At 49.5% G+C, this 22,939-nt stretch carries 26 protein-coding genes, 1 riboswitch and 1 other annotated feature; of the genes, 24 read left to right on the top strand and 2 right to left on the bottom strand.

Going from position 1 to position 22,939, the window contains the following annotated elements:
* Positions 1-188 precede the first annotated feature (188 nt).
* The 10 genes from mgtE (at position 189) to QJ036_RS03230 (ending at position 7,879) form a co-directional block, all read left to right on the top strand.
* The gene (gene mgtE / locus QJ036_RS03275) at positions 189-1,526 is read left to right on the top strand and encodes a magnesium transporter (RefSeq protein WP_283230010.1); all 1,338 of its coding nucleotides are present in this window, start codon (positions 189-191) and stop codon (positions 1,524-1,526) included.
* 205 nt (positions 1,527-1,731) lie between these two features.
* Entirely contained in the window at positions 1,732-1,881 is a 150-nt protein-coding gene (gene rpmG / locus QJ036_RS03270; protein WP_283230009.1) for a 50S ribosomal protein L33, read from the top strand.
* Between the two features lie 31 nt (positions 1,882-1,912).
* Entirely contained in the window at positions 1,913-2,104 is a 192-nt protein-coding gene (gene secE, locus QJ036_RS03265; RefSeq protein ID WP_283230008.1) for a preprotein translocase subunit SecE, read from the top strand.
* 15 nt (positions 2,105-2,119) lie between these two features.
* Positions 2,120-2,635 carry a transcription termination/antitermination protein NusG gene (nusG, locus tag QJ036_RS03260; RefSeq protein WP_283230007.1) on the top strand — a complete coding sequence of 172 codons (516 nt, stop codon included), beginning with the start codon at positions 2,120-2,122 and terminating at the stop codon, positions 2,633-2,635.
* Between the two features lie 113 nt (positions 2,636-2,748).
* Entirely contained in the window at positions 2,749-3,174 is a 426-nt protein-coding gene (gene rplK / locus QJ036_RS03255; RefSeq protein ID WP_283230006.1) for a 50S ribosomal protein L11, read from the top strand.
* A 63-nt stretch (positions 3,175-3,237) separates the two neighbouring features.
* Positions 3,238-3,933, top strand: coding sequence for a 50S ribosomal protein L1 (rplA, locus tag QJ036_RS03250; RefSeq protein WP_283230005.1), 696 nt, complete (start codon positions 3,238-3,240; stop codon positions 3,931-3,933).
* 134 nt (positions 3,934-4,067) lie between these two features.
* Positions 4,068-4,205: a sequence feature (ribosomal protein L10 leader region), on the top strand.
* 95 nt (positions 4,206-4,300) lie between these two features.
* Positions 4,301-4,789, top strand: coding sequence for a 50S ribosomal protein L10 (gene rplJ, locus QJ036_RS03245; protein ID WP_283230004.1), 489 nt, complete (start codon positions 4,301-4,303; stop codon positions 4,787-4,789).
* A 117-nt stretch (positions 4,790-4,906) separates the two neighbouring features.
* Positions 4,907-5,281: a 50S ribosomal protein L7/L12 gene (gene rplL / locus QJ036_RS03240; protein WP_283230003.1), complete on the top strand. Its 375-nt coding sequence runs from the start codon at positions 4,907-4,909 to the stop codon at positions 5,279-5,281.
* Positions 5,282-5,424: 143 nt separating this feature from the next.
* Positions 5,425-5,619: riboswitch (cobalamin riboswitch) on the top strand.
* A 206-nt stretch (positions 5,620-5,825) separates the two neighbouring features.
* Complete coding sequence (locus tag QJ036_RS03235; RefSeq protein WP_331487469.1) at positions 5,826-6,863, top strand: sirohydrochlorin cobaltochelatase; 1,038 nt, start codon at positions 5,826-5,828, stop codon at positions 6,861-6,863.
* Between the two features lie 53 nt (positions 6,864-6,916).
* On the top strand, positions 6,917-7,879 hold the full coding sequence (locus QJ036_RS03230; RefSeq protein WP_283230002.1) for a hypothetical protein: 963 nt from the start codon (positions 6,917-6,919) through the stop codon (positions 7,877-7,879).
* A 75-nt stretch (positions 7,880-7,954) separates the two neighbouring features.
* Here the strand turns inward: QJ036_RS03230 and QJ036_RS03225 are convergent, their stop codons facing one another.
* Positions 7,955-9,034 (bottom strand): LacI family DNA-binding transcriptional regulator, encoded by a 1,080-nt coding sequence (locus QJ036_RS03225; RefSeq protein ID WP_283230001.1) that lies wholly within the window; start codon positions 9,032-9,034, stop codon positions 7,955-7,957.
* Between the two features lie 344 nt (positions 9,035-9,378).
* Between QJ036_RS03225 and QJ036_RS03220 the strand changes: the two genes are divergently transcribed.
* From QJ036_RS03220 to udp, 4 genes are all read left to right on the top strand, one after another.
* Positions 9,379-11,094 carry a dihydroxyacetone kinase family protein gene (locus tag QJ036_RS03220; protein ID WP_283230000.1) on the top strand — a complete coding sequence of 572 codons (1,716 nt, stop codon included), beginning with the start codon at positions 9,379-9,381 and terminating at the stop codon, positions 11,092-11,094.
* A gap of 63 nt (positions 11,095-11,157) precedes the next feature.
* A complete protein-coding gene (locus tag QJ036_RS03215; RefSeq protein WP_283229999.1) occupies positions 11,158-12,627 on the top strand; it encodes an L-fucose/L-arabinose isomerase family protein in 1,470 nt (489 codons plus the stop codon).
* Between the two features lie 150 nt (positions 12,628-12,777).
* Positions 12,778-13,503, top strand: a complete 726-nt coding sequence (locus QJ036_RS03210) for a lysophospholipid acyltransferase family protein (RefSeq protein WP_283229998.1) — start codon at positions 12,778-12,780, stop codon at positions 13,501-13,503.
* Positions 13,504-13,505: 2 nt separating this feature from the next.
* Positions 13,506-14,264: a uridine phosphorylase gene (udp, locus tag QJ036_RS03205; protein WP_283229997.1), complete on the top strand. Its 759-nt coding sequence runs from the start codon at positions 13,506-13,508 to the stop codon at positions 14,262-14,264.
* Here the strand turns inward: udp and QJ036_RS03200 are convergent.
* Positions 14,243-14,461, bottom strand: coding sequence for a hypothetical protein (locus QJ036_RS03200; RefSeq protein ID WP_283229996.1), 219 nt, complete (start codon positions 14,459-14,461; stop codon positions 14,243-14,245). The two genes, udp and QJ036_RS03200, sit on opposite strands and share 22 nt — an antisense overlap.
* Positions 14,462-14,767: 306 nt before the next feature.
* Between QJ036_RS03200 and QJ036_RS03195 the strand changes: the two genes are divergently transcribed.
* The 10 genes from QJ036_RS03195 to QJ036_RS03150 all read left to right on the top strand — a co-directional run bounded on the left by QJ036_RS03195 (position 14,768) and on the right by QJ036_RS03150 (position 22,918).
* A complete protein-coding gene (locus tag QJ036_RS03195) occupies positions 14,768-15,343 on the top strand; it encodes a manganese efflux pump MntP (RefSeq protein WP_283229995.1) in 576 nt (191 codons plus the stop codon).
* Positions 15,344-15,406: 63 nt separating this feature from the next.
* Positions 15,407-16,822: a radical SAM/SPASM domain-containing protein gene (locus QJ036_RS03190; protein ID WP_283229994.1), complete on the top strand. Its 1,416-nt coding sequence runs from the start codon at positions 15,407-15,409 to the stop codon at positions 16,820-16,822.
* A 109-nt stretch (positions 16,823-16,931) separates the two neighbouring features.
* On the top strand, positions 16,932-17,507 hold the full coding sequence (locus QJ036_RS03185; protein WP_283229993.1) for a TetR family transcriptional regulator: 576 nt from the start codon (positions 16,932-16,934) through the stop codon (positions 17,505-17,507).
* The gene (locus QJ036_RS03180) at positions 17,504-18,646 is read left to right on the top strand and encodes an MGDG synthase family glycosyltransferase (RefSeq protein WP_283229992.1); all 1,143 of its coding nucleotides are present in this window, start codon (positions 17,504-17,506) and stop codon (positions 18,644-18,646) included. The genes QJ036_RS03185 and QJ036_RS03180 overlap by 4 nt, the downstream gene beginning before the upstream one ends.
* 4 nt (positions 18,647-18,650) lie before the next feature.
* Complete coding sequence (locus QJ036_RS03175) at positions 18,651-19,298, top strand: glycerol-3-phosphate acyltransferase (RefSeq protein ID WP_283229991.1); 648 nt, start codon at positions 18,651-18,653, stop codon at positions 19,296-19,298.
* Between the two features lie 289 nt (positions 19,299-19,587).
* Complete coding sequence (locus tag QJ036_RS03170) at positions 19,588-19,944, top strand: DUF3798 domain-containing protein (RefSeq protein WP_283230142.1); 357 nt, start codon at positions 19,588-19,590, stop codon at positions 19,942-19,944.
* Positions 19,945-19,999: 55 nt separating this feature from the next.
* A complete protein-coding gene (locus tag QJ036_RS03165; protein ID WP_416388538.1) occupies positions 20,000-20,518 on the top strand; it encodes a methylated-DNA--[protein]-cysteine S-methyltransferase in 519 nt (172 codons plus the stop codon).
* A complete protein-coding gene (locus QJ036_RS03160; RefSeq protein ID WP_283229990.1) occupies positions 20,515-21,345 on the top strand; it encodes a deoxyribonuclease IV in 831 nt (276 codons plus the stop codon). Before QJ036_RS03165 ends, QJ036_RS03160 begins: the two co-directional genes overlap by 4 nt.
* Positions 21,345-21,995, top strand: coding sequence for a DUF3786 domain-containing protein (locus QJ036_RS03155; protein ID WP_283229989.1), 651 nt, complete (start codon positions 21,345-21,347; stop codon positions 21,993-21,995). Before QJ036_RS03160 ends, QJ036_RS03155 begins: the two co-directional genes overlap by 1 nt.
* Positions 21,992-22,918, top strand: coding sequence for a hypothetical protein (locus tag QJ036_RS03150; protein ID WP_283229988.1), 927 nt, complete (start codon positions 21,992-21,994; stop codon positions 22,916-22,918). The genes QJ036_RS03155 and QJ036_RS03150 overlap by 4 nt, the downstream gene beginning before the upstream one ends.
* Positions 22,919-22,939 lie beyond the last annotated feature (21 nt).

Raw genomic sequence — 22,939 nt, 5'->3', positions numbered from 1 at the left:
CCTTTTTTCTTGAAAAAGAAATATTCAGAAAAGGTGGTGGATTTATGGATTCGGACGGTAGTTACCGACAAAGCAGGACAGAGAAGGCCCATAGATTCACCATGCTTTTGTGATAGATACAGGCCTTTCTGTCTCATGGTTTGTTTGCACTGCGGTTAATTGGGCAAACTGCGAAAAGGAGGCAGAATATGACAGCAAAAGAGATTTGTGAGCTTCTGGCAGAGAAGCAGTATAAGAAAATCAAAGAATCCTTTGCCGATGTGAATGTGGTCGATCTGGCTGAGCTTCTGGAAGAATTGCCGGAGCGGCAGATGATCATGGCTTTCCGACTGATCGGCAAGGAAGAGGCAGCTGAGACCTTCAGCTGTATGGAACCGAGAGAACAGCAGATCCTGGTGGAGGCACTTACGGAGCGGGAGCTGCGGGCGGTTCTGGACGACATGTTCCTGGACGATACCGCCGACCTTCTGGAGGAGATGCCGGCAAATGTGGTGGAACGGATTCTCTCCAACACAGATGCGGAGACGAGGCGGCAGCTCAATCAGATTTTAAGCTACCCGGACGACAGCGTCGGCAGCATTATGACGGTGGAGTATGTGGATCTCAAGCCCTCCATGACAGTGAAGGCGTCTCTGGAGAAGATCCGCCGTGTCGGCATCGACAGCGAGACGATCTACACCTGTTATGTGATTCAGAATAAAAAGCTTATTGGGATCGTGACGGCAAAATCTCTGCTGATCTCCGATGAGAGAAAGACGGTGGAAGAGATCATGGAGTCCAACATCATCACCGTCAATACCCATGATGACCAGGAGACGGCTGCCCACCTGGTACGTAAATACGGACTTATTGCCCTTCCGGTGGTGGACAAGGAGGGCTGCATGGTGGGAATCGTCACGGTTGACGACGCTATGGAGGTCATGGAAGACGAGGCCACAGAGGATATTACCCTGATGGCTGCTGTGGCTCCCAGTGAGGATTCCTATTTCGGAACCTCCGTATTCCGCCATGCGAGGAACCGGATTCCCTGGCTTCTGGTGCTGATGCTTTCGGCGACCTTTACGGGCATGATCATCAGTAAGTACGAAGCGGCCTTTTCGGCGCTCCCCGTGCTGGTCTCCTTTATTCCGATGCTGATGGATACCAGCGGCAACTGCGGCTCCCAGAGCTCGGCTCTGATCATCCGCGGAATGGCCATTGATGATATTCACCTTCGGGATGCACTGAAGGTGATCTGGAAAGAGGTACGGGTGGCAGCGGTCGTCAGTTCGACGCTGGCCGTTGTCAACGGTATCCGCATTTACATTCAGTACGGACAGGATCTCAGGCTGGCCTTCCTCATTGGCCTGACTCTGGTCTGCACGGTGACTCTGGCGGAGCTGATTGGCTGCAGCCTGCCTATGCTGGCCAAGCGCTGTAAGCTGGATCCAGCCCTGATGGCGGCGCCGCTCATCACTACCTGTGTGGACGCGGCCGCAATTCTCATTTATTTTTCCATTGCGACAGCCATGTTTCCTCAGATTTAGAAAAATTGAAACTCTTACAGCTGTTATCCTGTACAGACGGCATCAGTTTTGCCTGTCTGTACGGGATATCATGATGGAACTCACAGTTTTTGCCCGCTCAGGCTTGACGTGCCGTCATTTTTATGGTATAGTAGATGGGCGTATGGAAGCGAAGGGCTCTTTTTTTTTGGCCCGAATTACAAAAATAATAACGGAGGTGGAAGTTGTGCGTGTAAGGATTACATTGGCATGTACGGAATGCAAGCAGCGGAATTACAACATGACGAAGGATAAGAAAGCACATCCTGAGAGAATGGAAACAAAGAAGTATTGCAGATTCTGCAAGACACACACATTGCATAAGGAAACCAAATAACAGGGACCTGCGGCAGGAAAGCGAGAAGGACATGGAAGAAAGCGCAAAGAAGAAAAAAAGCTTATTCAAAAGCTTGAAGGCAGAATTTAAGAAAATTATCTGGCCGGACAAGAAGTCTTTCACAAGACAGACCATCGCAGTAGTACTGACAACGGTATTTCTTGGTGCAATTATTGCATTGTTGGATTTGGTGATTAAATTCGGCATTAATTTCGTGATATAAGGATAGGGTGATGATATGTCAGAAGCCAATTGGTATGTAGTTCATACTTATTCCGGTTATGAGAACAAGGTCAAAGTCGATATTGAGAAAACAATAGAAAACCGCAACCTGCATGATCAGATCCTGGAAGTAACCGTGCCGATGCAGGACGTCGTAGAGGTCAAGAATGGCGTGAAGAAACAGGTTCAGAAGAAAATGTTTCCCGGCTATGTCCTCATCAACATGGTTATGAATGACGAAACCTGGTATGTCGTGAGAAACACCAGAGGCGTGACCGGCTTTGTGGGACCGGGATCCAAGCCCGTGCCCCTTTCCGATGAGGAAATGTGTCCTCTTGGCATCCAGAGCAGCGAGGTCGCTCTTGATTTCGAGCTTGGAGATGCGGTGACTGTGATCTCCGGCGCCTGGGAAGGCACCGTGGGCAACATCAAGGGAATCAACGAGAGCAAGCAGAGTGTCACCATCAATGTAGACATGTTCGGCCGGGAAACTCCGGTGGAACTGAATTTCACAGAAGTCAAGAAGATGTAACTGAAACGTCTGTCCGGGGCTGGTGAGCTTCCGGGACAGCGCGTGGGAGGCGTTAAGCCGTTATTTGGGACGGAATCCCGTCCGTTACCACAAGTATTTAGGAGGTGCCTAAAATGGCAAAGAAAGTAACAGGTTATATTAAATTACAGATTCCTGCTGGTAAGGCAACACCCGCTCCGCCGGTTGGTCCTGCACTGGGTCAGCACGGTGTGAACATTGTTCAGTTTACAAAGGAATTCAATGCCAGAACAGCAGACAAGGGTGATCTGATCATCCCCGTTGTCATCACTGTATATGCGGACAGAAGCTTCAGCTTCGTAACCAAGACTCCGCCTGCAGCTGTTCTTCTTAAAAAGGCATGCAATATCAAGTCCGGTTCCGGCGTTCCCAACAAGAATAAGGTTGCAACCATTTCCAAGGCTAAGATCCAGGAGATCGCTGAGCTTAAGATGCCCGATTTAAATGCAGCTTCCGTTGAGGCAGCTATGAGCATGATCGCAGGCACCGCCCGCAGCATGGGAATTAAAGTTGAGGACTAATTGAACGATGTAATTTAGATGTGGGAGGGATATTCCCGCAATTACCACTAGGAGGTTTATTTCATGAAAAGAGGAAAGAAATACGCAGAAGCTGCTAAATTAGTTGACCGTACAATCCAGTATGATCCGGCAGAAGCGGTTGCTCTTGTTAAGAAGACCGCAGTTGCAAAGTTTGACGAGACCATTGAGGCTCATATCAGAACAGGCTGTGACGGACGTCACGCTGACCAGCAGATCCGTGGTGCTGTTGTTCTGCCTCATGGAACCGGCAAGACTGTTCGTGTTCTGGTGTTCGCAAAGAATGCGAAGGCTGACGAGGCTCAGGCTGCAGGCGCTGATTATGTAGGTGCTGAGGAGCTGATCCCGAAGATCCAGAACGAAGGCTGGCTGGATTTCGATGTAGTTGTTGCTACTCCCGACATGATGGGCGTTGTTGGCCGTCTGGGACGTGTACTCGGACCGAAGGGTCTGATGCCCAACCCCAAGGCCGGAACCGTTACCATGGATGTGGCAAAGGCTATCGCTGATATCAAAGCCGGTAAGATCGAGTACAGACTGGATAAGACCAATATTGTACACGTACCGCTGGGCAAGGCTTCCTTCACCGAGGAGCAGTTGTCCGAAAACTTCCAGACGTTAATGAATGCTATTATAAAAGCAAAACCCAGCGCACTGAAGGGCCAGTATCTGAGAAGCGTGACTCTGACTTCCACCATGGGCCCCGGTGTGAAGGTAAATCCCATGAAGTTTATGGCTTAACAGCCATGGAGGCCGGTTGGTACCGGAAGATCACAGTGAGCTTCCGGCACCGACGGCTTCACAGAGAAAACAGATTTGTTTTCTTAAAAAAGAAATTGACACAGTTATTATTTTGTGTTAATTTATATTGGTACGGCCAAACCGTACACTCGCCGTAGACAGCAGGTACCATCCGGTGTAAGCGTAAGCGCCTGCCGAGGAAAATGAGGTTGACAGATGTGAATCCTTATGTCCCCGTATGTCTTGGCATGCGGGGGTTTTTATATCCTGCAGTTCGGATGCGCAGGGTATACCTCAGTATGCAGATGCTTTGTCTGTGACGGAGCGCTGCATCGGCGATAGAAAATAAAATAAGGAGGAAAAAAGAATGGCAAAGGTAGAACTGAAGCAGCCTGTTGTGGAAGAGATTTCCAACCTGCTGAAGGATGCGAAGTCTGCAGTACTTGTAGATTATCGTGGACTGACTGTTGAACAGGACACTGCACTTCGTAAACAGCTGAGAGAAGCCGGCGTTAATTACAAGGTATACAAAAATACCATGATTAACTTCGCAATCCAGGGTACAGCTTTCGAGCCCCTGAAGGCAGATTTGGAAGGCCCCACTGCACTGGCTACATCCGCTACAGATGAGACTGCTCCTGCACGTATTCTGAACGAGTTTGGAAAAAAGGCAGACAAGCTGCAGTTAAAATCCGGTGTTGTTGAGGGAACCTACTATGATGCTGAGGGTATCAAGGTCATCGCTACGATCCCCGGAAGAGAAGAACTGCTTGGCAAGCTGCTTGGCAGCATCCAGTCTCCCATTACCAATCTGGCTCGTGTTCTCAACCAGATTGCAGAGGCAAAGGCAGAGTAATTGATCTGCTGCCGCGCGGAGTGTGGCGGCGTGCCGGGTGTACACGATGCTGTATCCCGGGTTATATCATAGGACATTATTTGAGAAAAATACAAAAATATATGGAGGTAAAATCAAATGGCAAAGTTAACTACTGCAGAATTTATTGATGCGATCAAAGAGTTAAGCGTATTAGAGTTAAATGAACTGGTAAAGGCTTGTGAGGAAGAGTTCGGTGTATCCGCAGCAGCAGGCGTTGTAGTTGCAGCAGCAGGTGCTGGTGCAGCAGCTGAGGAAGAGAAGACTGAGTTCGACGTTGAGCTGACCGAGGTTGGCCCCAACAAGGTTAAGGTTATCAAGGTTGTTCGTGAAGCTACCGGTCTTGGCCTGAAGGAAGCTAAGGAAGTAGTAGACGGCGCTCCCAAGGTTGTTAAGGCTCAGGCTACCAAGGAAGAGGCTGAGGAGCTTAAGTCTAAGCTCGAGGCTGAAGGCGCTAAGGTTACTCTTAAATAAGAATTTCCTGATTCGTCAGAGTGAAAGAATGAACGCGGTATATCTCAGGGTATGCCGCGTTTTTTTCTGGTTTCCTGAAGGAAAAGAATTCAGATAAAAGAACTTGCAATTTAATTAACAAAGTGTTATATTAATTACGCAAAATTGAATAAGAAACGTCTGGTGCTGCTCTGGGAGCAGGTAAAAGGGAAACAGGTGTAAGTCCTGTACGAACTCGTCACTGTGAATAAGCGGTGTAAAATCCGGTGTTTGGACACAGCCACTGGCCGAAAGGCTGGGAAGGTGATTTTACATGGGTGCTTATGAGTCAGGAAACCTGCCAGTCGTAGGTGCGGGGAAATCCCGGTCACGAGTAACTGACTAACCGAAATTGAAAAATGCGCCTGTACGGAGCTTTTTTCTGTGTGCGATTGAGAGGTCTTTACTTGATGAGAGTAAAGGTTTTTTTTATGGCAGATAGACTTTGTGTGCCTTTTTCCTGTACCTGGAATTGCTGATGAAAAAATTCATATACATCAGAGAAAGAAAACAGGAGGAAAAAAGAATGTGCAAAAAGTTTAGTGTACTGCTTGCGGCAGTAATGCTTACGGCGGCTGTTTTAAGCGGCTGTGGAAGCAAAAAGGAGGAAACAACTGCGGCGGAGACCACGAAGGAGGAAACCACTGCGGTGGAAACCCAAAAAGCGGAGGAGACAACAACAGCTGAAACTACAGCGGAAGAAGACGAGGATGAGGAAAACTATGACACCGGTGACGCGTCCCTTGACAACACGAGAAATCAGGACGAGATCGGGGAAGACGAACTCATGGTAATCAGCTTTGGAACCAGCTTCAACGACAACCGTCGGCTTACCATCGGTGCCATCGAGGAGGCTATTGAAAAAGCTTTTCCTGAATGGTCTGTAAGACGCGGCTTTACCAGCCAGATCATCATTGACCATGTGAAAAGCCGTGACAATGTTACCATAGACAATGTGACTGAGGCACTGGATCGTGCTGTTGCCAATGGCGTTAAGAATCTGGTGATTCAGCCGACCCACCTCATGAACGGTCTGGAGTATAATGATGTTGTGGATGAGGTCGCCACATATGCGGATTCTTTTGAGAAGGTTGCCATCGGCGAACCGCTGCTTACCAGCGACGAGGATTTCGATGCTGTAGTTAAGGCAATCACAGAAGCGACAACTCAGTATGATGACGGGGAAACAGCAATCTGCTTTATGGGCCATGGCACTGAGGCTGAGTCCAATCAGGTATATGCGAAGATGCAGGATATGATGACTGAAGCCGGTTACGAAAACTATTTTATAGGAACGGTTGAGGCGGCGCCTTCCCTGGATGACGTACTTGCTGCCGTTAAAGAAGGCGATTATAAGAAGGTCGTTCTTCAGCCGCTGATGATCGTTGCCGGTGATCATGCAAACAATGATATGGCAGGTGATGAGGAAGGAAGCTGGAAAACAGTTTTTGAAGATGCCGGCTATGAAGTCGAATGCGTGATCAAGGGGCTTGGTGAGCTTCCTGCTATCCAGGAACTGTTCGTGCAGCATGCACAGGAAGCAATTGATTCTATCGCAGACTGATATTGGACGTGGCCTGCAGCGGCGGAAAAATAGAGAAAGAGAATGGCTTTGAAATGAAAAAACTTGCGAAATACGGATTGGCAGTGATGCTGGCCGGAATTCTTCTGCTTTCCGGATGTGGAAGCAAAAACACAGGCGAAACGACATCTGCATCTGCAGAGGAATCCACGTCTGCGGCAGAGACGGAAGCATCAGAGGCAACTGCTACAGAGACAGAAACGGCTGAAACAGGAAGTAACAAGGTGGCTTCCTCGGATGAGATGGCGGAAACTCTGGCAGTAGGTGATGAAACGATGATTCCTATTACCGGAGACCAGGTAAAGGACGGAAGCTATGAGGTGAATGTAGACTGCAGCTCTGCCATGTTCAAAATTGAGAGCTGTGAGCTTACGGTAAAAGAAGGGCAGATGACGGCTGTCATGACTATGGGAGGAACCGGTTATCTGTATGTATACATGGGAAGCGGTGAAGAAGCTGTGAAAGCTTCGGAGGATTCTTATATTTCTTTCGAGGAGAAGAATGGCGTTCATACCTTTGAGGTTCCTGTGGAGGCACTTGACAAACCGTTGAATTGTGCCGCATTCAGCAAAAAGAAGGAAAAATGGTACGACAGAACGATTCTGTTCCGTGCAGACTCACTTCCCACAGAAGCTTTTAATGAGGGGGTTGTCACGACGACAGATGTACTGGGGCTGGAAGACGGAGAGTATACCGTTGAGGTGGCTCTGATCGGAGGCTCCGGAAAAGCCAGTGTGGAATCGCCGGCAAAGTTTACAGTCGCAGAAGGCAGGGCTTATGCCACGATCATCTGGAGCAGCAAGAATTATGATTATATGAAGATTGGGAAGGAACAGTATCTTCCTATCAACAGCGAAGGGAATTCTGCCTTTGAACTTCCAGTGGAGGTTTTTGACTGGAATATCGCAGTGCTGGCTGATACGACAGCTATGGGAACACCTCATGAAATTCAGTACTCTCTGAAGTTTCATTCTGATTCCATTCAGAAAGTCAATTAATCGGATGCTTTCTGTCGATGAAAAATATTAAGCTGATGCCGCGTCGGTTTATGCCGGCGCGGTTTCCTTTTGGTTTTAAGTCCGGCTGTCTCTGGGGGTGTGAGGTTCCTTTTTTACAGGAGCTGCGCTGCCTCTTACGATCAGTTCACCGTCCACCAGAATTTTGGTGGGAGCAGTGTGGGGATGTGTCAGTTTATAGTGAAGAAGCTGCACGACCTGTGCGCCAAGCTCCTTGCAGGGAATCCGCACGGAGGTCAGAGGCGGCGAGCAGATGGCACTGAAGGAGATATCATCAATGCCGACAATGGAGCAGTCGTCGGGAAGCCGGCGGCCGTTATCCTTCAGGGCGCGGCTGCAGCCCAGGGCGATCATGTCGTTGTCAGCCAGAAGTGCCGACGGTATATCGGCGCCTTCTTCCAGAAGCGAGTTCATTTCCTGGTAGGCACCTGTCATAGACGGGGTGATGGAATACACCTGTTCCTTTTTATAATCCAGCCCGAGTCGGGCAAGAGCATTCAGATAGCCCTGCATCCGGACGCGGAAATTGCCGGTATTCATGGAACTGTGCAGGTAGCCGATCTCCCGGTGGCCCAGACTGAAAAAATAATCCATGGCCTTTTCCACGATCTCTTCGTTATTCATGGTGACGCAGTTTAAGGAACGACCCGGAGCGGGGGTATCCACAAGAATGACAGGGACGGGAAGCTGTTCAAAAAAGGGCAGGTCCGCAGCGTCCAGTTCTGTGCCAAGAACAATGATTCCGTCCATAGGTTTGTCGGATACCATACTGTAGATCTCTTCCCTGTTTTCGGGACCGAAGGCGGTGATGATCAGATTGTATCCGAGTCTGCGGCATTCTTCCTCCAGGGAATCGATGATGGAAGAGACAAAATTTCCGTTTTCTTCTACCAGAATGGCAGAATTTTTGTATTTTAAAAAGCGGATGCTCCGTGAAATATGACTGGAGTCGGAAGAAGTCTCTCCGCTGTCCGGCAGTTCTTTTTTTACATGATAGCCGTATCGTTCCAAAGCGGCAGTTATGACAGCGCGGGTCGAGTCACTGACTCCTTTTTTATTATTCAGAACAAAGGATACCGCCGCACGTGATACACCCAGCTCAGCGGCAATGTCCTGCAGTTGTTTTTTGCCCTTCATGTTTCTCCAAGCCGGCACTGTTTTGCAGCGGCTCGCTCCTTCCCATATTTCGTGAATTCGGCGTCGTTGTACAGGAGGACCGTAATGTCCTCTGTTTACTGACATTATTATAGCATGAGAAAGTTCTAAAATCAACAAAAATTTTTTCTGAAATCTAAAATTTTATTGACTGAGAAGGAGGTGATATGGAAGAATTGAATAAAAAACAGATCAAAACGGGAAAAGAAAATGAAAAAGTGACGGAAGAATATTGACAAGAACAACGGAAATTGCTAGTATTAAATCATAGCAGAAAAAGGAAGACTAAAATTTTAGCAATACTAATTTGAGTGGAGGGTTTTAAAATGAAGAAAATTATCAATGCACCGGAAAATTACGTAGATGAGATGCTGGAGGGCATTTATGTGGCTCATCCGGATCTTGTGACTTATGTGGCAGATGATCTGCGCTGCCTGGTTACGGCAAACAAGAAAGAGGGCAAGGTTGGTATTGCTACCGGCGGCGGATCCGGACATCTTCCTCTGTTTCTGGGCTACGTGGGAAGAGGTATGCTGGACGGCTGCTGTGTGGGTGATGTGTTCCAGTCTCCCAGCTCCGAGCAGATGCTGGCAGTGACGAAGGCCATTGATTCCGGTGCCGGAGTTCTTTATATTTACGGAAATTACAACGGAGATATCTTCAATTTCAATATGGCTGCAGAGATGGCAGAATTTGAGGAGGGAATCCGTGTGGAGACTGTTCTGGGAGCAGATGATGTTGCTTCCGGTCCGCTGCCTGCGGAAGGAGAGAAGAGCATCCGCCGCGGTGTGGCAGGTATCTTCTTTGTATACAAGTGTGCAGGCGCAGCAGCCGACAGAATGATGAGTCTGGATGATGTGAAGCGCGTCGCAGAGAAAGCTACGGCAAGCGTCCGTACCATGGGTGTGGCGCTGACTCCCTGTATCGTTCCCAGAGTGGGTCATCCCGGTTTCTCCATCGGCGACGATGAGATGGAGATCGGTATGGGTATCCACGGTGAGACCGGTATCCGCCGCGGCAAGCTGGAGCCGGCAGATCAGATCGTGGAAGAGATGATGGAGAAGATCCTGGCTGATTTTGATGAGATCGACGGAAGCCGTGTTGCTGTTCTGGTCAATGGCCTCGGTGCGACGACTCTCGATGAGCAGTATATCGTTACGAGAAAGATCGATTCGATCCTGAAGAGCAGAAATATTACAGTGAAGAGATATTATGTGGGCGAATATGCGACCGCTCTGGAGATGGCTGGCGTATCCATTTCCGTTCTGAAGCTGGATGAGGAATTGGAGTCTCTTCTTGAGGAACCCGCACAGACTCCCTTCTTCCATCAGGGCAGCGTATCTGAGGAAGGCACTGTGAAGATGGATGTGAAGAAGGCTGCAGGCACAGCAGCTGAAGGCTCTGCAGAGGAAAAGAATGGCGAGGATGTCAACAGCCTGGTTGAATTCCTCAAGAAGGTCAGCGAGATCATGGCGGAACACAAGGATTATCTGATTGATCTGGACAGCGTGGTAGGCGATGGTGATCTGGGCCTTACCATGTCCGACGGCTTTGCAGCTGCTTACAAGGCAGTTCACGGTACAGGAGAAACGGATTCCGGCAAGCTGCTGTACACGGCAGGCAAGGCCATGTCCATCGCAGTACCTTCCACCATGGGTACTCTGATGGCTTCCGGTCTTATGCAGGCAGGCAAGAAGCTTCGCGGAAAGACCGAAACAGGCCTGGCTGAGAGCGTGGAGCTTTTTGAAGGCTATGCAGAGGGCGTTATGGCGCTGGGCAAGGCAAAGGTCGGCGATAAGACCTTCCTGGATGGTATGGTTCCCGCTGTGGAAGCGCTCAAGGCAGCTCAGGCAGCAGGCAAGGATCTGAATGCTGCTGCAAAGGATGCAAAGGAAGCAGCACAGAAGGGCTTTGAGAATACCACGTCGATGATCGCTGTTCACGGAAGAGCTGCTACCCGCGGAGAGGCTTCCAGAAGCCTGAAGGATCCCGGAGCTGCAGTTGCAATGCTGATTATGGATGCATTTGAGCAGAGTTTGTGATATACTGGAAACATGACAGGCATTCGCATGCCGAAATGATCATGATAAAAGGAGGAAGGAAAAATGAACAATATTCCCGATGTTAAAGTCGGTGTAGTGGCAGTGAGTCGTGACTGCTTTCCGATGACTTTATCTGTGAACCGTAGAAAGGCTCTTGTTGCGGCATATCAGAAAAAGTATGGAGAGATTTTTGAATGTCCCACTTGCGTTGAAAATGAGCTTCATATGAGAAGGGCTCTTGCTGAGGTACGCGAAGCGGGCTGCAATGCCCTTGTGGTTTATCTTGGAAACTTTGGACCGGAATCGTCTGAGACTCTTTTGGCCAAAGAGTTCGGAGGCCCGGTGATGTTTGTGGCAGCATCTGAGGAAACCCAGGAGGATCTGATCCAGGGACGTGGTGATGCATACTGCGGTATGCTCAATGCCAGCTACAATCTGAAACTCCGTGAGATCCGTGCATATATCCCCGAATATCCCGTCGGCACAGCAGAAGAATGTGCAGATATGATCCATGAATTCCTGCCTGTGGCAAGGGTGGCAGTTGCACTTAAAAACCTGAAGATCATTACCTTCGGTCCCCGCCCTCAGGACTTCCTTGCCTGCAATGCACCCATTAAGCGCCTGTACGATCTGGGTGTGGAGATTGAGGAGAATTCTGAGCTGGATCTGTTTGAGTCTTTCAAAAAGCATGCCGATGACGAGAGAATTCCTGATGTGGTCAAGGATATGGAAGCAGACCTGGGATCAGGAAATAAAAAGCCTGAGGTGCTTTCCCGTCTGGCTCAGTATGAGCTGACCCTTTTAGACTGGATCGAGGCACACAAGGGATCCAGATCCTATGTCGCTATCGCCGGAAAATGCTGGCCTGCCTTCCAGACCCAGTTCGGCTTTGTTCCCTGCTATGTCAATGGCCGCCTGACTGCAAGAGGAATTCCGGTATCCTGCGAGGTGGATATTTACGGTGCTCTCAGCGAATACATCGGAACCGTTGTCAGCCAGGATACGGTTACTCTGCTTGATATCAACAACACAGTTCCTGCAGATATGTATGCAGAGAGCATTAAGGGCAGATATGAATATACACATAAGGATACCTTCATGGGCTTCCATTGCGGCAATACTGCATCCGGCAAGCTGGTGTCCTGTGAGATGAAATACCAGCTGATCATGACGAGAACACTTCCGGAGGAATCCACCCAGGGAACTCTGGAGGGAGATATCGTACCCGGAAATATTACCTTCTTCCGTCTGCAGAGCACTGCCGACAGCAAGCTGCGGGCTTATGTGGCAGAGGGAGAGGTTCTGCCTGTGGCTACCAGATCTTTCGGCGGAATCGGCATATTCGCAATTCCTGAAATGGGACGCTTCTATCGCCATGTGCTTGTTGAGAAGAACTTCCCTCATCACGGTGCGGTTGCCTTTGGTCATTTCGGAAAAGCCCTCTATGATGTTTTCCGCTATCTCGGCGTAGAAGATATTGGTTTTAATCAGCCTAAGGGAATGCTGTATCCCAGTGAGAATCCTTTCGCATAGAGCGGTAAGGGATGCGGTTTGACTGCATAAGAGAAACATTACCCCCGGTTTGCGGTAAGATGGGCAGACCGGGGGTATCATGTTCCAAAAGAAAAACGAGTATCCGATAAGCGGGATCCTGCGAAACTCGGATGAGAAAAGAGGAACCGAATGAAACGAATTGTGCTGATGGTGGTTCGGCTGTTTATCATGGCTCCCATCTGGTTTTTTAAGATCTGGAGTTGGGGGAGGAATGACAGGCATACGGAGAAAGAAAAGTTTGAGCTACTGCGCCATGTTACCATTCATGCCAACCGGGCAGGACGGGTGACTATTGAGCCCCATGGCCTTTCCAATCTGCCTGAGGAACCCGGTTATATTATGTTTCCAAACCATCAGGGTCTGTTTGATGTACTTGGATTTCTGGAAACTTCCCCTCAGCCGTTTACGGTTGTAATGAAAAAGGAGGTGGAAAATACCATTCTTCTGAAGCAGGTGCGGATCCTTCTGAAGGGACAGTGCATGGACCGGGACGATATCCGGGCGTCTCTGAAGGTGATCAACCAGATGACCAAAGAGGTAAAGGAAGGACGGAATTATCTGATTTTCCCGGAAGGGACAAGAAGCAGAAACGGAAACCATCTTCTGGATTTTAAGGGCGGAAGCTTCAAGAGTGCAGTCAATGCGAAATGTCCCATCGTACCGGTGGCGGTCATTGACAGCTATAAGGCTTTCGATACCAGCTCCATCAAAAAGCTTACTGTGCAGATTCATTACCTGAAGCCTCTGTATTATGAGGATTACAAGGGAATGAAGACGACGGAGATCGCAGCTCTTGTGAAGGAGCGGATCGAAGAGATTATGAGGGAATATGCATCGGACTGGAAGGAGGAGTAGTCATGGAAAAAATGTATCATATCGGACTTGACGACAGTCACGGAGCAAGATATGCGATCCTGCCCGGAGATCCGGGACGGGTAGAGAAAATCGCGGGATATCTGGACAATCCCCGTCTTCTGGGACAGAACCGGGAATATACTACATGGATCGGGGAGCTGTCCGGAGAAAAGGTGCTTGTTATGTCTACCGGAATGGGAGGACCGTCCACTGCCATTGGGGTGGAGGAGCTTTATCAGACCGGTGTGGATACCATGATTCGCGTAGGAACCTGCGGCGGGATGGCAGAGGAAGTCATGGGCGGTGATCTGGTGATCGCCAACGGAGCGATCCGCATGGAGGGAACTTCCAAAGAATATGTGGATCTCGCATTTCCGGCGGTCGCCGATTTTGACGTGACAGCTGCACTCCGCCAGTCGGCGAAGGAGCTTGGGGCAAGATTCCATCTGGGAATTGTTCAGTGTAAGGACAGCTTTTACGGGCAGCACAGCCCGGAACGGATGCCCTGCGGAAAAAAACTGGAAGAAAAGTGGGAGATGTGGATCAAAGCCGGCTGCCTGGCCTCGGAGATGGAGAGCGCGGCCCTCTATATCGTGGCGCAGGTTCTCGGCGTTCGGGCCGGATGTATTTTGAATACAGTTTGGAATCAGGAACGGAAAAAGAAGGGACTTTCCGATCCACATTGTCATGATACGACCCTTGCGATCCGGGCAGCCGTTCATGCGGTGGAGCTTTTGATTCAGGAAGGATCCTCATCGTGATGCTTTCTGTCCAGAGCCTTTGTGATCAGGAGAAAAGCGTATAGAAGAACAGGTACGGCTATAGTTGCATAAATGGCAGCACTCAGCCAGGATTTGGCCTGGGAGTGGTCGGTAATGGAAAATATCAGAGCAAGAAGATAAATACCGGCCAGAAGAACTGCGCCGATGATGCAGGCAATTTGTTTGATCTTTTTCATGGAAGATTCCTCCGATACCCGTGATGCGGGTAGATGATGTAATCTCATATGGAATACCGGCGTCGGTGAACAGGGGCCACGATGGCCGCTGTTCACTGATGCTAAGAACAGTATACCTGCATTCGAACAGGAAATCAATCATACGGAACAGACGATTTTACCCGGCTTTTAATGACACTTTTGTGAAAGTGTCATTTTTTTTGCGATAATGCGAGAAAAGTGTATGTGGGAAGAAAAAACGAAAGACTTTATAATAATAAAATATTAAATTTAACACAGCACTGATCTGAGACGGGAGATGAAAGTATGAATCGATGGGAGCTTGTGTTTACCTCCATAGGACTTTCCCTTGATGTATATGCAGTGGCGATCTGCAAGGGCGCGGTAGTGAGAAAAATTGAGGCGAAAAAGCTGCTGCAGATGTGTCTGATTTTTTCAGTTTGGCAGATCTGTTCCTTGCTGGCAGGAAATCTGTTTATGGTAATTCCGGCTTTTGCAGAGCGCTCTTACAGAATCGGAAGGATATGGTATGGACTTACAGCAATTATCCTGATGGGAGTCGGAATTTATATGCTGTACAAGGGAATTCGGGGACGTCCGATTCAGGAGCGACTGGAGGCCTGGGGCAGTATAAAGGAAATGTGTCTTCTGAGTATGGCCACCAGCGTGGATGCATTTCTTACAGGAGTTGGTTTTGCCTTTATGGAGACCGGACTCCTGGAGGAGGCAGCTGCAGTGGGGGTCATGACGGTTTTGGCCGTAGTGCTGGGGATTTATACAGGTTATCTGCTGGGATATGAACAAAAGTACAAGGCACATATTATTGGCGGAATCATCCTGACGGGGATCGGCGTGGAGATTACAGTCAGGTATCTGACATAACAGGCACAGACGGATCCCTGGCAATGGAACAAAAGAAACAAAAAAGAAACGGAGGACAAAATTATGGGTACATTGACACATAAGGCAGCAAGAGCAGCTTTTGGAAAGGCGATCGATACAACACTGAAGCATGTACAGAAGGATCGGGAAGCCGGACTTTTGCAGATCGTGGATCTGACGGAAAAATTCATGGGAGATCAGTTTCGCTCGGAATCCTATGAGGGAGCCAGAAGGATGATCCGGGATCAGGATTCCAAATGGATGCAGTACGTGAATCGTCTGCTGGATGAACTGGATCCTCAAGTACTGAAAATGACAGCTCTGAATCTGGGCTTTGAAGCGGCTTTTCATGGAACGAAGACGATCCGGAAAATGAGGGAGGTCCATCAGTGCAATATTCCCTGGCTGATCCTTATGGATCCGACCAGCGCGTGCAATCTTCACTGTACCGGGTGCTGGGCGGCAGAATATGGCCATAAGCTGAATCTGACCTTTGAGGAGCTGGATCACATTGTGACCCAGGGAAAGGAACTGGGAATCTACTTCTACATGCTGACCGGCGGCGAACCGTTGATGCGAAAGAAAGACGTGATTGCCCTGTGCAGAAAACATAATGACTGTGCATTCCATGCGTTTACCAACGGTACCCTGGTGGACGAGGCCTTCTGTGAGGAAATGAAGAAGATGGGAAATCTGTCTCTTTCCATCAGTCTGGAAGGATTTAATGAGGTCAATGATCTTCGCCGCGGTGAGGGGGTGTTTGACAGGGTCATGAAAGCTATGGATCTTTTAAAGAAGAGCGGTCAGCTCTTTGGGACCTCTATCTGTTACACCAGCAAAAATGTGGAAACCGTGACCTCCGATGAATTTCTGGATATGATCATCGAAAAGGGCTGCCGGTTTTCCTGGTATTTCCACTATATGCCTGTGGGAAATGAGGCTGCTCCCGAGCTTTTACCTTCCGGAGAACAGAGAGAATACATGTACCACCGGATCCGTGAGATTCGCGGAAAAGAGGGAGGTAAGCAGATTTATACCATGGATTTCCAGAATGACGGGGAATTTGTAGGAGGCTGCATTGCAGGGGGACGGAATTACTGCCATATCAATCCCAATGGTGACGTGGAGCCCTGCGTGTTTATCCATTATTCCGGTGCAAATATTCGTGAGGTTTCTCTTCTGGAGGCTTTGAAACAGCCGCTGTTTATGGCATACCGGGATAATCAGCCCTTCAATGAAAATCATCTGAGGCCTTGCCCCATGCTGGAAAATCCGGATATTCTGGTGAAAATGGTCCATGAGACCGGAGCTCATTCCACGGATCTGCAGTCAGAGGAGAACGTGGAACACCTCTGTGATAAATGCCGGGAATATGCAGAAAACTGGAAACCGGAGGCAGAAGCTCTCTGGGAGAAACAGCATTTTGTGCAGAAGGGCTACTGCAATTACAAGAAGAAGTCAGACGATCCTTCAAAATAAAATGAGAGATGTCTCTTTCGGCAAAAGGGGATCTATGATATAATGGCAAGAAGCGCGGATGATACCTGCTGAGCAATGAGGAAACGGTCACTGAAGAAGGGGTTGCAGAATGGAACGAAAGAGGGAAGCGACCAAGGTTCTCCTGCAGGAGGGGCTCAAGGAGCTTATGAAGAGTCATTCCTTTGACAAGATCACCGTGAAGATGATCACCGATGAGGCTGGAGTGCTGAGGCCCACCTTTTACAATTATTACCGGGATAAATATGAGCTTCTGGAGGATGTGTTTCAGGAGGATGTGGGGAAGCGTATGAGCAAGCTTCTGGATGATGGTATGGAGGAGGAAGCGATCAAGCTTTTGGTCCTGCACATGGAGCGGGAGCGTGCCTTTTACCGGAAGGCCTTTGAAGTCACCGGGCAGAATTCCTTTGAGGAAATCCTGGAACAGTATCTGTACCTTTTCTTTCTTGAGTGTCTGACGAAATATCCCCTGAAAGAACAGCCCGGCCTCAACATCTGGAGAAAGGAAGTCATTGCAAAGCATTATTCCCTGAGCCTGGCCAGCGTCATCAAAGCCTGGGTGATGTACGAAAAGCAGGATATTCCGGTTGAGGAGATCATACGTGGTTACTATATTCTGATGAATCACTCGATTTTTGAATTGATCGATAAAAAGGAGCAGTCATGAAAGCTTTAATTCTTTCCTGTAATACCGGCCAGGGACACAATGCTGCGGGGCGGGCCGTAAAAGAGGAATTGACGCGGAGGGGCATCGAATGCAAAATGCTGGATGCCCTCCGTTTTGCACGTCCGAAGACATCGAAGCATGCCACGAAGGTTTATGTAAAAACCACGACAAGCTTTCCGGAAGCTTTTGGTGCAGCTTACAAGGTGGCGGGGAGGATCAGCTCTGCCAAACGGAAATCTCCGGTATATCTTGCCAATATCCTGTACAGCAAAAAACTGTACTCCTATATCAGAAGAGAGGGATATGACTGTATTGTGATGCCTCACCTGTTCCCTGCGGAGGCGATCACCTATATAAAAAAGCACTATCCGCTGGATGCCGCCTGTTTTTTTGTGGCAACAGATTATACCTGTATTCCATTTACGGAAGAAACGGGAATGGATGTTTATTTTATTCCCAGTGATGAACTGATCGCGGAATATAAGGAGCGGGGAATCTGCAGGGAAAAGCTGGTGCCTGTCGGAATTCCCGTGTCCAAAAGATTCTGGGAGAAGAAGGACAGGCTGGAGACAAGACGTGGACTGGGGATCGGCGCGGAAGGCCCTCTTGTTCTGATTATGACAGGGAGCATGGGATATGGCAATATTTTCGCAATGGTGGAAGTGATCGAAAAGGGGATTCCCGAAGATGGGAGGATCCTGATTCTTGGAGGAGATAATGAGAAATTAAAGGCAAAGCTCCGGAAGGAGTTTCAGGGAAACAGGAAGGTTCTGGTCCTTGACTATACGCCTCAGGCTGATTTGTATATGGATGCCTGCGATGTGCTGGTGACAAAGCCCGGCGGTCTGACCAGTACCGAGGCGGCGGCAAAAGGGATCCCCATGGTCCACTCTGCACCGATTCCCGGCTGCGAGACAAAAAATGCGGCTTTTTTCTCCGGTCACGGAATGTCTGTGATGGGTGCCGGTGAAAAAGAAACGGGACGGCAGGTGCTGGAACTTCTCAAAAACGATGCGGCCAGAAGAAGAATGGAGGAGGCGCAGAAGCATTATATCAATGCAAGGGCTGCGTCGGATATCTGTGATTATATGGAGGCATACTGCCGGGGAGACAGAGAGTTTACTGAAACACGGAGGTAGCAGGATGAGAAACGGGGAAATAGCGGCACTTTTATTCATGGCTCTGGGCTATGGGATGGGAAGTGTGCTGTTCGGACATATTCTGCCCAGGTATTTTAAGGGCATGGATATCGAAGCAGTCAGCGAAGATCACAATCCCGGCACCTCCAATGTGATGAAATATGCAGGGATCCCCATGGGGATCCTGTGTCTGATTCTGGATATCGGCAAGGGATGGCTGCCTGTTATGTGGGCGGGAAAGGTGCTGGCTCCGGTGAGTCTCTGGTTTGCCGGTGTTATGGCGGCTCCGGTGATCGGCCATGCTTTCCCTGCCTGGAAGAGCGGTCATGGCGGAAAGGCCATTGCCGTCAGCTTCGGCGTACTTCTGGGAATCCTGCCCTACAGCAGAAGCGTGTGGCTTTTGACGTCCCTGTATATTTTCTTTTCGGCGGCGGTTGTGATTCGCCCCAATGAAAGGCGGAGCGTTTATGCGTTTCTTATTCTGGGAGCGGTATCGGCGGCGGCCTTATTCTTCGGGCGTACGCCGGGAATCTGCCTTGGAAATGTTCTGATTTCCGTTGTGGTGGTATGGAAAAACTGGGAGGGGGACCCTCCCGTTTCCGGTGTTTGCAGATGTCTGTGCAAAAAAATTAAATTTTATATTGGCAAATGAGTTCAACCATGGTAGTGTAATAACCATCAAAAACATATAAAACCGATAGGTAATAGGGTTTTAAGAAAGGAGACAAAATGATAACCGGAAGAACAATAATGGTACTGAACAGAATGGAATGTAGAAACGGCGTATGTTGTTGTACGTCTTTTTGTCATATCCATAAGTTAAGGTACTGTTGAAACGAGTCTGGCATTGATAGATAGAATGATCGCAGGCTGGTGGGCCTGTTTTTTTTGTGGAAAAACCATTAACAAGGTAACGAATTAACGCGTGAAACCAAGAGGAGATTACAGCAGAAACGAAAGCGGCGGAGACGGCAGCAGCCATTGCCAAGGCAAAAGAGATCCGTCCGGACGTTCTGTACATCGTAGGCGGTCCCAACGAGAATCCTGATGTTATAAACGCAGCTGCTGACCTGGTTATCGACGGCGACGCATACATTTCCGGTAAACAGATGGCAGAGAGGGCAAAGGAAATGGGAACTGAGACCATCGTTTACTATTCCTTCCCCAGACATCAGGGATATCAGAAAGTAGCTTACGCAAAGACACAGATCCAGGAAATGGCGGCAGAGGGCATTCCCCTTTTTCGGAGCCTGGATGTATACGGGCCTGCTCTGTGTAGGCCGGTTTTCTCTCCGTAAGGGTCGTCAAAAAGAAAAAAATATGTTACAGTATAGAAAAAGGGGGGCGGAAGAGTTGGATACGATGTATATGAAGTCGCCGGTGGGGCCGCTTTTGCTGGAGGCAGAAGACGGCGCGCTGAAAAAGATCCTGTTTGCGAGAGAAGCTTCCTGCGATAATACGGCCGGGGAATTGGCCGATGGATCGGTAGCATTGGCCTTTGACAGGTCAGAGGAAGCACGCGGGGAAGCCTCTTCGGTTCTTATTCTGGCGGTCTGCCAGCTTTCCGAGTATTTTGCCGGGAAAAGGAAGACGTTTGAACTGCCCCTCAGACCGGAGGGAACGGAATTTCAGCGCCGGGTATGGGCAGCGCTTTCCGAAATTCCCTACGGAGAGACCAGAAGCTACGGACAGATCGCAGCGACCATAGGAAATCCCGGGGCCGGAAGGGCCGTTGGCATGGCAAACCACAAAAATCCTCTTCCCATTGTGGTTCCCTGCCATCGGGTCATCGGTGCAGGAGGCTCCCTGACAGGATATGCCGGAGGACTGGATATCAAAAGAAAACTGTTGGAACTGGAGGGCGTTTTATGATATACGCAGGAAGCCACATTTCTTCCTCAAAGGGATATGAGGCGATGGGAAAGCAGATCCGGAAGCTGGGCGGAGATACCTTTGCATTTTTTACAAGAAATCCCAGAGGAGGAAGGGCAAAGGAACTGGATCCGGAGGATGCAGGGAAATTCCGGTCCATGGCAAAGGCCGACGGACTGGGGCCGGTGGTGGCCCATGCACCGTATACGTTAAATGCCTGTGCAGCCAGGGAAGAGCTTCGGACCTTTGCGCGGGAAACCATGGCTGATGATATCCGGCGGCTGGAGTATACGCCGGGGAATTATTACAATTTTCATCCCGGCTGTCATGTGGGACAGGGGAGAGAAAAGGGAATTGAACTGATTGCCTCTGTCCTCAACGAAATCCTCACGGAAGAGCAGCACACAACCGTGCTGTTGGAGACCATGGCCGGTAAAGGCAGTGAGATCGGCGGTACCTTTGAGGATCTGAGAGAAATCCTGGACAGGGTGGAGCTTTCACACAAGGTGGGGGTCTGTCTGGATACCTGTCATGTGTGGGATGCAGGATATGATATTGTGGGAGATATGGACGGCGTTTTTACCGAGTTCGACCGGGTGATCGGTCTGAAACGGCTTAAGGCTGTACATACCAATGACAGCCTCAACGGGCTGGGAAGTCATAAGGACCGCCACGCAAGGCTGGGAGAGGGACAGATCGGAAAGGAGACCTTCCGGCGCCTGGTCAGCCATCCGGCAGTGCAGGGGCTTCCCTGCATACTGGAAACACCAAATGACGATGCGGGCTGGGCGGAGGAAATCCGGTTTTTGAAAGAGGTGTCTGTCTGATGGAAAAAGAAAACAGAGCGGAAAGACGTGGCAGCCCTTCCTCCAATTACGAAAAGGTGCTGGAGCACTGGAGGCGGAAATTTCTGACCTGGGATGCGGCAGCTTTGTGTGAAAAGGCGGGAATTCATGATTATGATGAGGACAGCATCCGGCTTCTTTATTTCGGGATCCCTCATCGGATCGACAGGAAAACAGGGCGTATCACCTGTCCGGAAAAACCGGATTATGAGCCGGAATTCGATGAGATTATGGCCGTCTACAGTCTGCTTTATTATGCCAAAGAGGGAGCGAAAAATTCCGGAGAATGGGTGCATTTCAGAGATGTGAAAGATGCCGGGGTGTTTGAGGCGGCTTTTGAACGACAGGTGCTTATTCCTTTTGCAAAGCATTTTTCCGGGCGGACTGCTAAGTTCCGGGCCGCCGGGGAGGCTCTGGGATTTCTTCCCATCCCCTATGGAGATGCGGCCTTTCAGGTGCCGGTCTTTTCCTGCATTCCCATGCGCGTGATCTTCTGGGATGGCGATGAGGATTTTCCGGCGAAGATCAACCTGTTATATGACAGGAATGTCACGGATTTTACCCATGCGGAGACGGTTGTCATGCTGGGGGCAGAATGTATGAGATATTTTATGGAGGGGAAAGAAGAATGAAACAGGCTTTAGCAGATCTGATAAAAGGCACGGATTATCTTGTTGAACGGCCGAAAAATGTGCTTCAGGGAACAATTTCCGGTTATCCGGTGTGTGTGAGAGATGGCGGTACTCTCTGGGAGGTGGCAGTCAATGCCAGAGCAGGCGCAAATCCGCCGGCCTATACCATGGACAAGCTGCTGGAAGAGCTCCGCTCGGCCAATAAGAAGATCAAGATGGCATCCTATGACGGGAAAAAGGTGGCTCTTGCATTTAAGAGAACCAGGTCGGTCGCTTCACAGATCCGAATGGTGCTGGACAGATTGGTCTCTTATCTGACAGAAAACGGTTACACCCCCTGCTGCGCGGCCTGCGGAGAGGATCATCCCACCACTCTTTCTGTGATAAACGGCCGTCTGGATATGCTGTGCGATGGCTGCTATAACGGCATTGTGGGAGAACTGGAAAGCAACCGGCAGAATCTGGCACAGAAAAAGGGCAATATGGTGACCGGCCTTGTGGGGGCATTCCTCGGAGCGCTTTTGGGCGGAGTCCTCTGGGTGCTGATCTATCAGTTTGGTTATATAGCCGGCATTGCAGGGCTGGTATCGGCGGTGTGCGCTTTGAAGGGCTATGAGAAATTCGGGGGAAAGGTCAGTGTTCCGGGTGTTGCCGTCTGTCTGGTGATCGTTGCCGTAATGATTTATTTTGCTCACAACATCGGCTTTGCCTATGAGATCTACAAGGCCTTCCGAAACGAGGTTCCCATTACCTTCTTTGATGCGTACAGGGCGATTCCGGACTTTTTGAAGGAGCCGCAGATCAGTTCCATGTACTGGAAGGATCTGATTGTCGGTTATCTGTTGACTGCCTTTGCCAGCTATGCCACTGTCCGGACCATGTTCCAGAACGGGACGGGGAGTTATAAGACAGGACGGTATTGATCCGGAAAAATCTGATTTTTA

Origin of the sequence: Fusibacillus kribbianus, from assembly GCF_030053595.1 — a bacterium.
Taxonomy (GTDB): Bacteria; Bacillota; Clostridia; order Lachnospirales; family Lachnospiraceae; genus Lientehia; species Lientehia kribbiana.
Note: the sequence above shows the minus strand (reverse complement) of the source record. Positions and strands in the feature narration are given on the sequence as shown.

Excerpts from the sequence above, each read along its gene's own strand:
- secE (WP_283230008.1), top strand. The coding sequence starts at position 1,913 with ATGGAAGAAAGCGCAAAGAAGAAAAAAAGCTTATTCAAAAGCTTGAAG.
- mgtE (WP_283230010.1), top strand. The coding sequence starts at position 189 with ATGACAGCAAAAGAGATTTGTGAGCTTCTGGCAGAGAAGCAGTATAAG.
- rplL (WP_283230003.1), top strand. The coding sequence starts at position 4,907 with ATGGCAAAGTTAACTACTGCAGAATTTATTGATGCGATCAAAGAGTTA.
- rplJ (WP_283230004.1), top strand. The coding sequence starts at position 4,301 with ATGGCAAAGGTAGAACTGAAGCAGCCTGTTGTGGAAGAGATTTCCAAC.
- nusG (WP_283230007.1), top strand. The coding sequence starts at position 2,120 with ATGTCAGAAGCCAATTGGTATGTAGTTCATACTTATTCCGGTTATGAG.
- QJ036_RS03225 (WP_283230001.1), bottom strand. The coding sequence starts at position 9,034 with ATGAAGGGCAAAAAACAACTGCAGGACATTGCCGCTGAGCTGGGTGTA.
- QJ036_RS03220 (WP_283230000.1), top strand. The coding sequence starts at position 9,379 with ATGAAGAAAATTATCAATGCACCGGAAAATTACGTAGATGAGATGCTG.
- QJ036_RS03160 (WP_283229990.1), top strand. The coding sequence starts at position 20,515 with ATGATATACGCAGGAAGCCACATTTCTTCCTCAAAGGGATATGAGGCG.
- QJ036_RS03195 (WP_283229995.1), top strand. The coding sequence starts at position 14,768 with ATGAATCGATGGGAGCTTGTGTTTACCTCCATAGGACTTTCCCTTGAT.
- rplA (WP_283230005.1), top strand. The coding sequence starts at position 3,238 with ATGAAAAGAGGAAAGAAATACGCAGAAGCTGCTAAATTAGTTGACCGT.
- QJ036_RS03150 (WP_283229988.1), top strand. The coding sequence starts at position 21,992 with ATGAAACAGGCTTTAGCAGATCTGATAAAAGGCACGGATTATCTTGTT.
- QJ036_RS03200 (WP_283229996.1), bottom strand. The coding sequence starts at position 14,461 with ATGAAAAAGATCAAACAAATTGCCTGCATCATCGGCGCAGTTCTTCTG.
- QJ036_RS03235 (WP_331487469.1), top strand. The coding sequence starts at position 5,826 with ATGTGCAAAAAGTTTAGTGTACTGCTTGCGGCAGTAATGCTTACGGCG.
- rplK (WP_283230006.1), top strand. The coding sequence starts at position 2,749 with ATGGCAAAGAAAGTAACAGGTTATATTAAATTACAGATTCCTGCTGGT.
- QJ036_RS03175 (WP_283229991.1), top strand. The coding sequence starts at position 18,651 with ATGAGAAACGGGGAAATAGCGGCACTTTTATTCATGGCTCTGGGCTAT.
- udp (WP_283229997.1), top strand. The coding sequence starts at position 13,506 with ATGGAAAAAATGTATCATATCGGACTTGACGACAGTCACGGAGCAAGA.
- QJ036_RS03190 (WP_283229994.1), top strand. The coding sequence starts at position 15,407 with ATGGGTACATTGACACATAAGGCAGCAAGAGCAGCTTTTGGAAAGGCG.
- QJ036_RS03210 (WP_283229998.1), top strand. The coding sequence starts at position 12,778 with ATGAAACGAATTGTGCTGATGGTGGTTCGGCTGTTTATCATGGCTCCC.
- QJ036_RS03230 (WP_283230002.1), top strand. The coding sequence starts at position 6,917 with ATGAAAAAACTTGCGAAATACGGATTGGCAGTGATGCTGGCCGGAATT.
- QJ036_RS03180 (WP_283229992.1), top strand. The coding sequence starts at position 17,504 with ATGAAAGCTTTAATTCTTTCCTGTAATACCGGCCAGGGACACAATGCT.
- QJ036_RS03155 (WP_283229989.1), top strand. The coding sequence starts at position 21,345 with ATGGAAAAAGAAAACAGAGCGGAAAGACGTGGCAGCCCTTCCTCCAAT.
- QJ036_RS03215 (WP_283229999.1), top strand. The coding sequence starts at position 11,158 with ATGAACAATATTCCCGATGTTAAAGTCGGTGTAGTGGCAGTGAGTCGT.
- QJ036_RS03185 (WP_283229993.1), top strand. The coding sequence starts at position 16,932 with ATGGAACGAAAGAGGGAAGCGACCAAGGTTCTCCTGCAGGAGGGGCTC.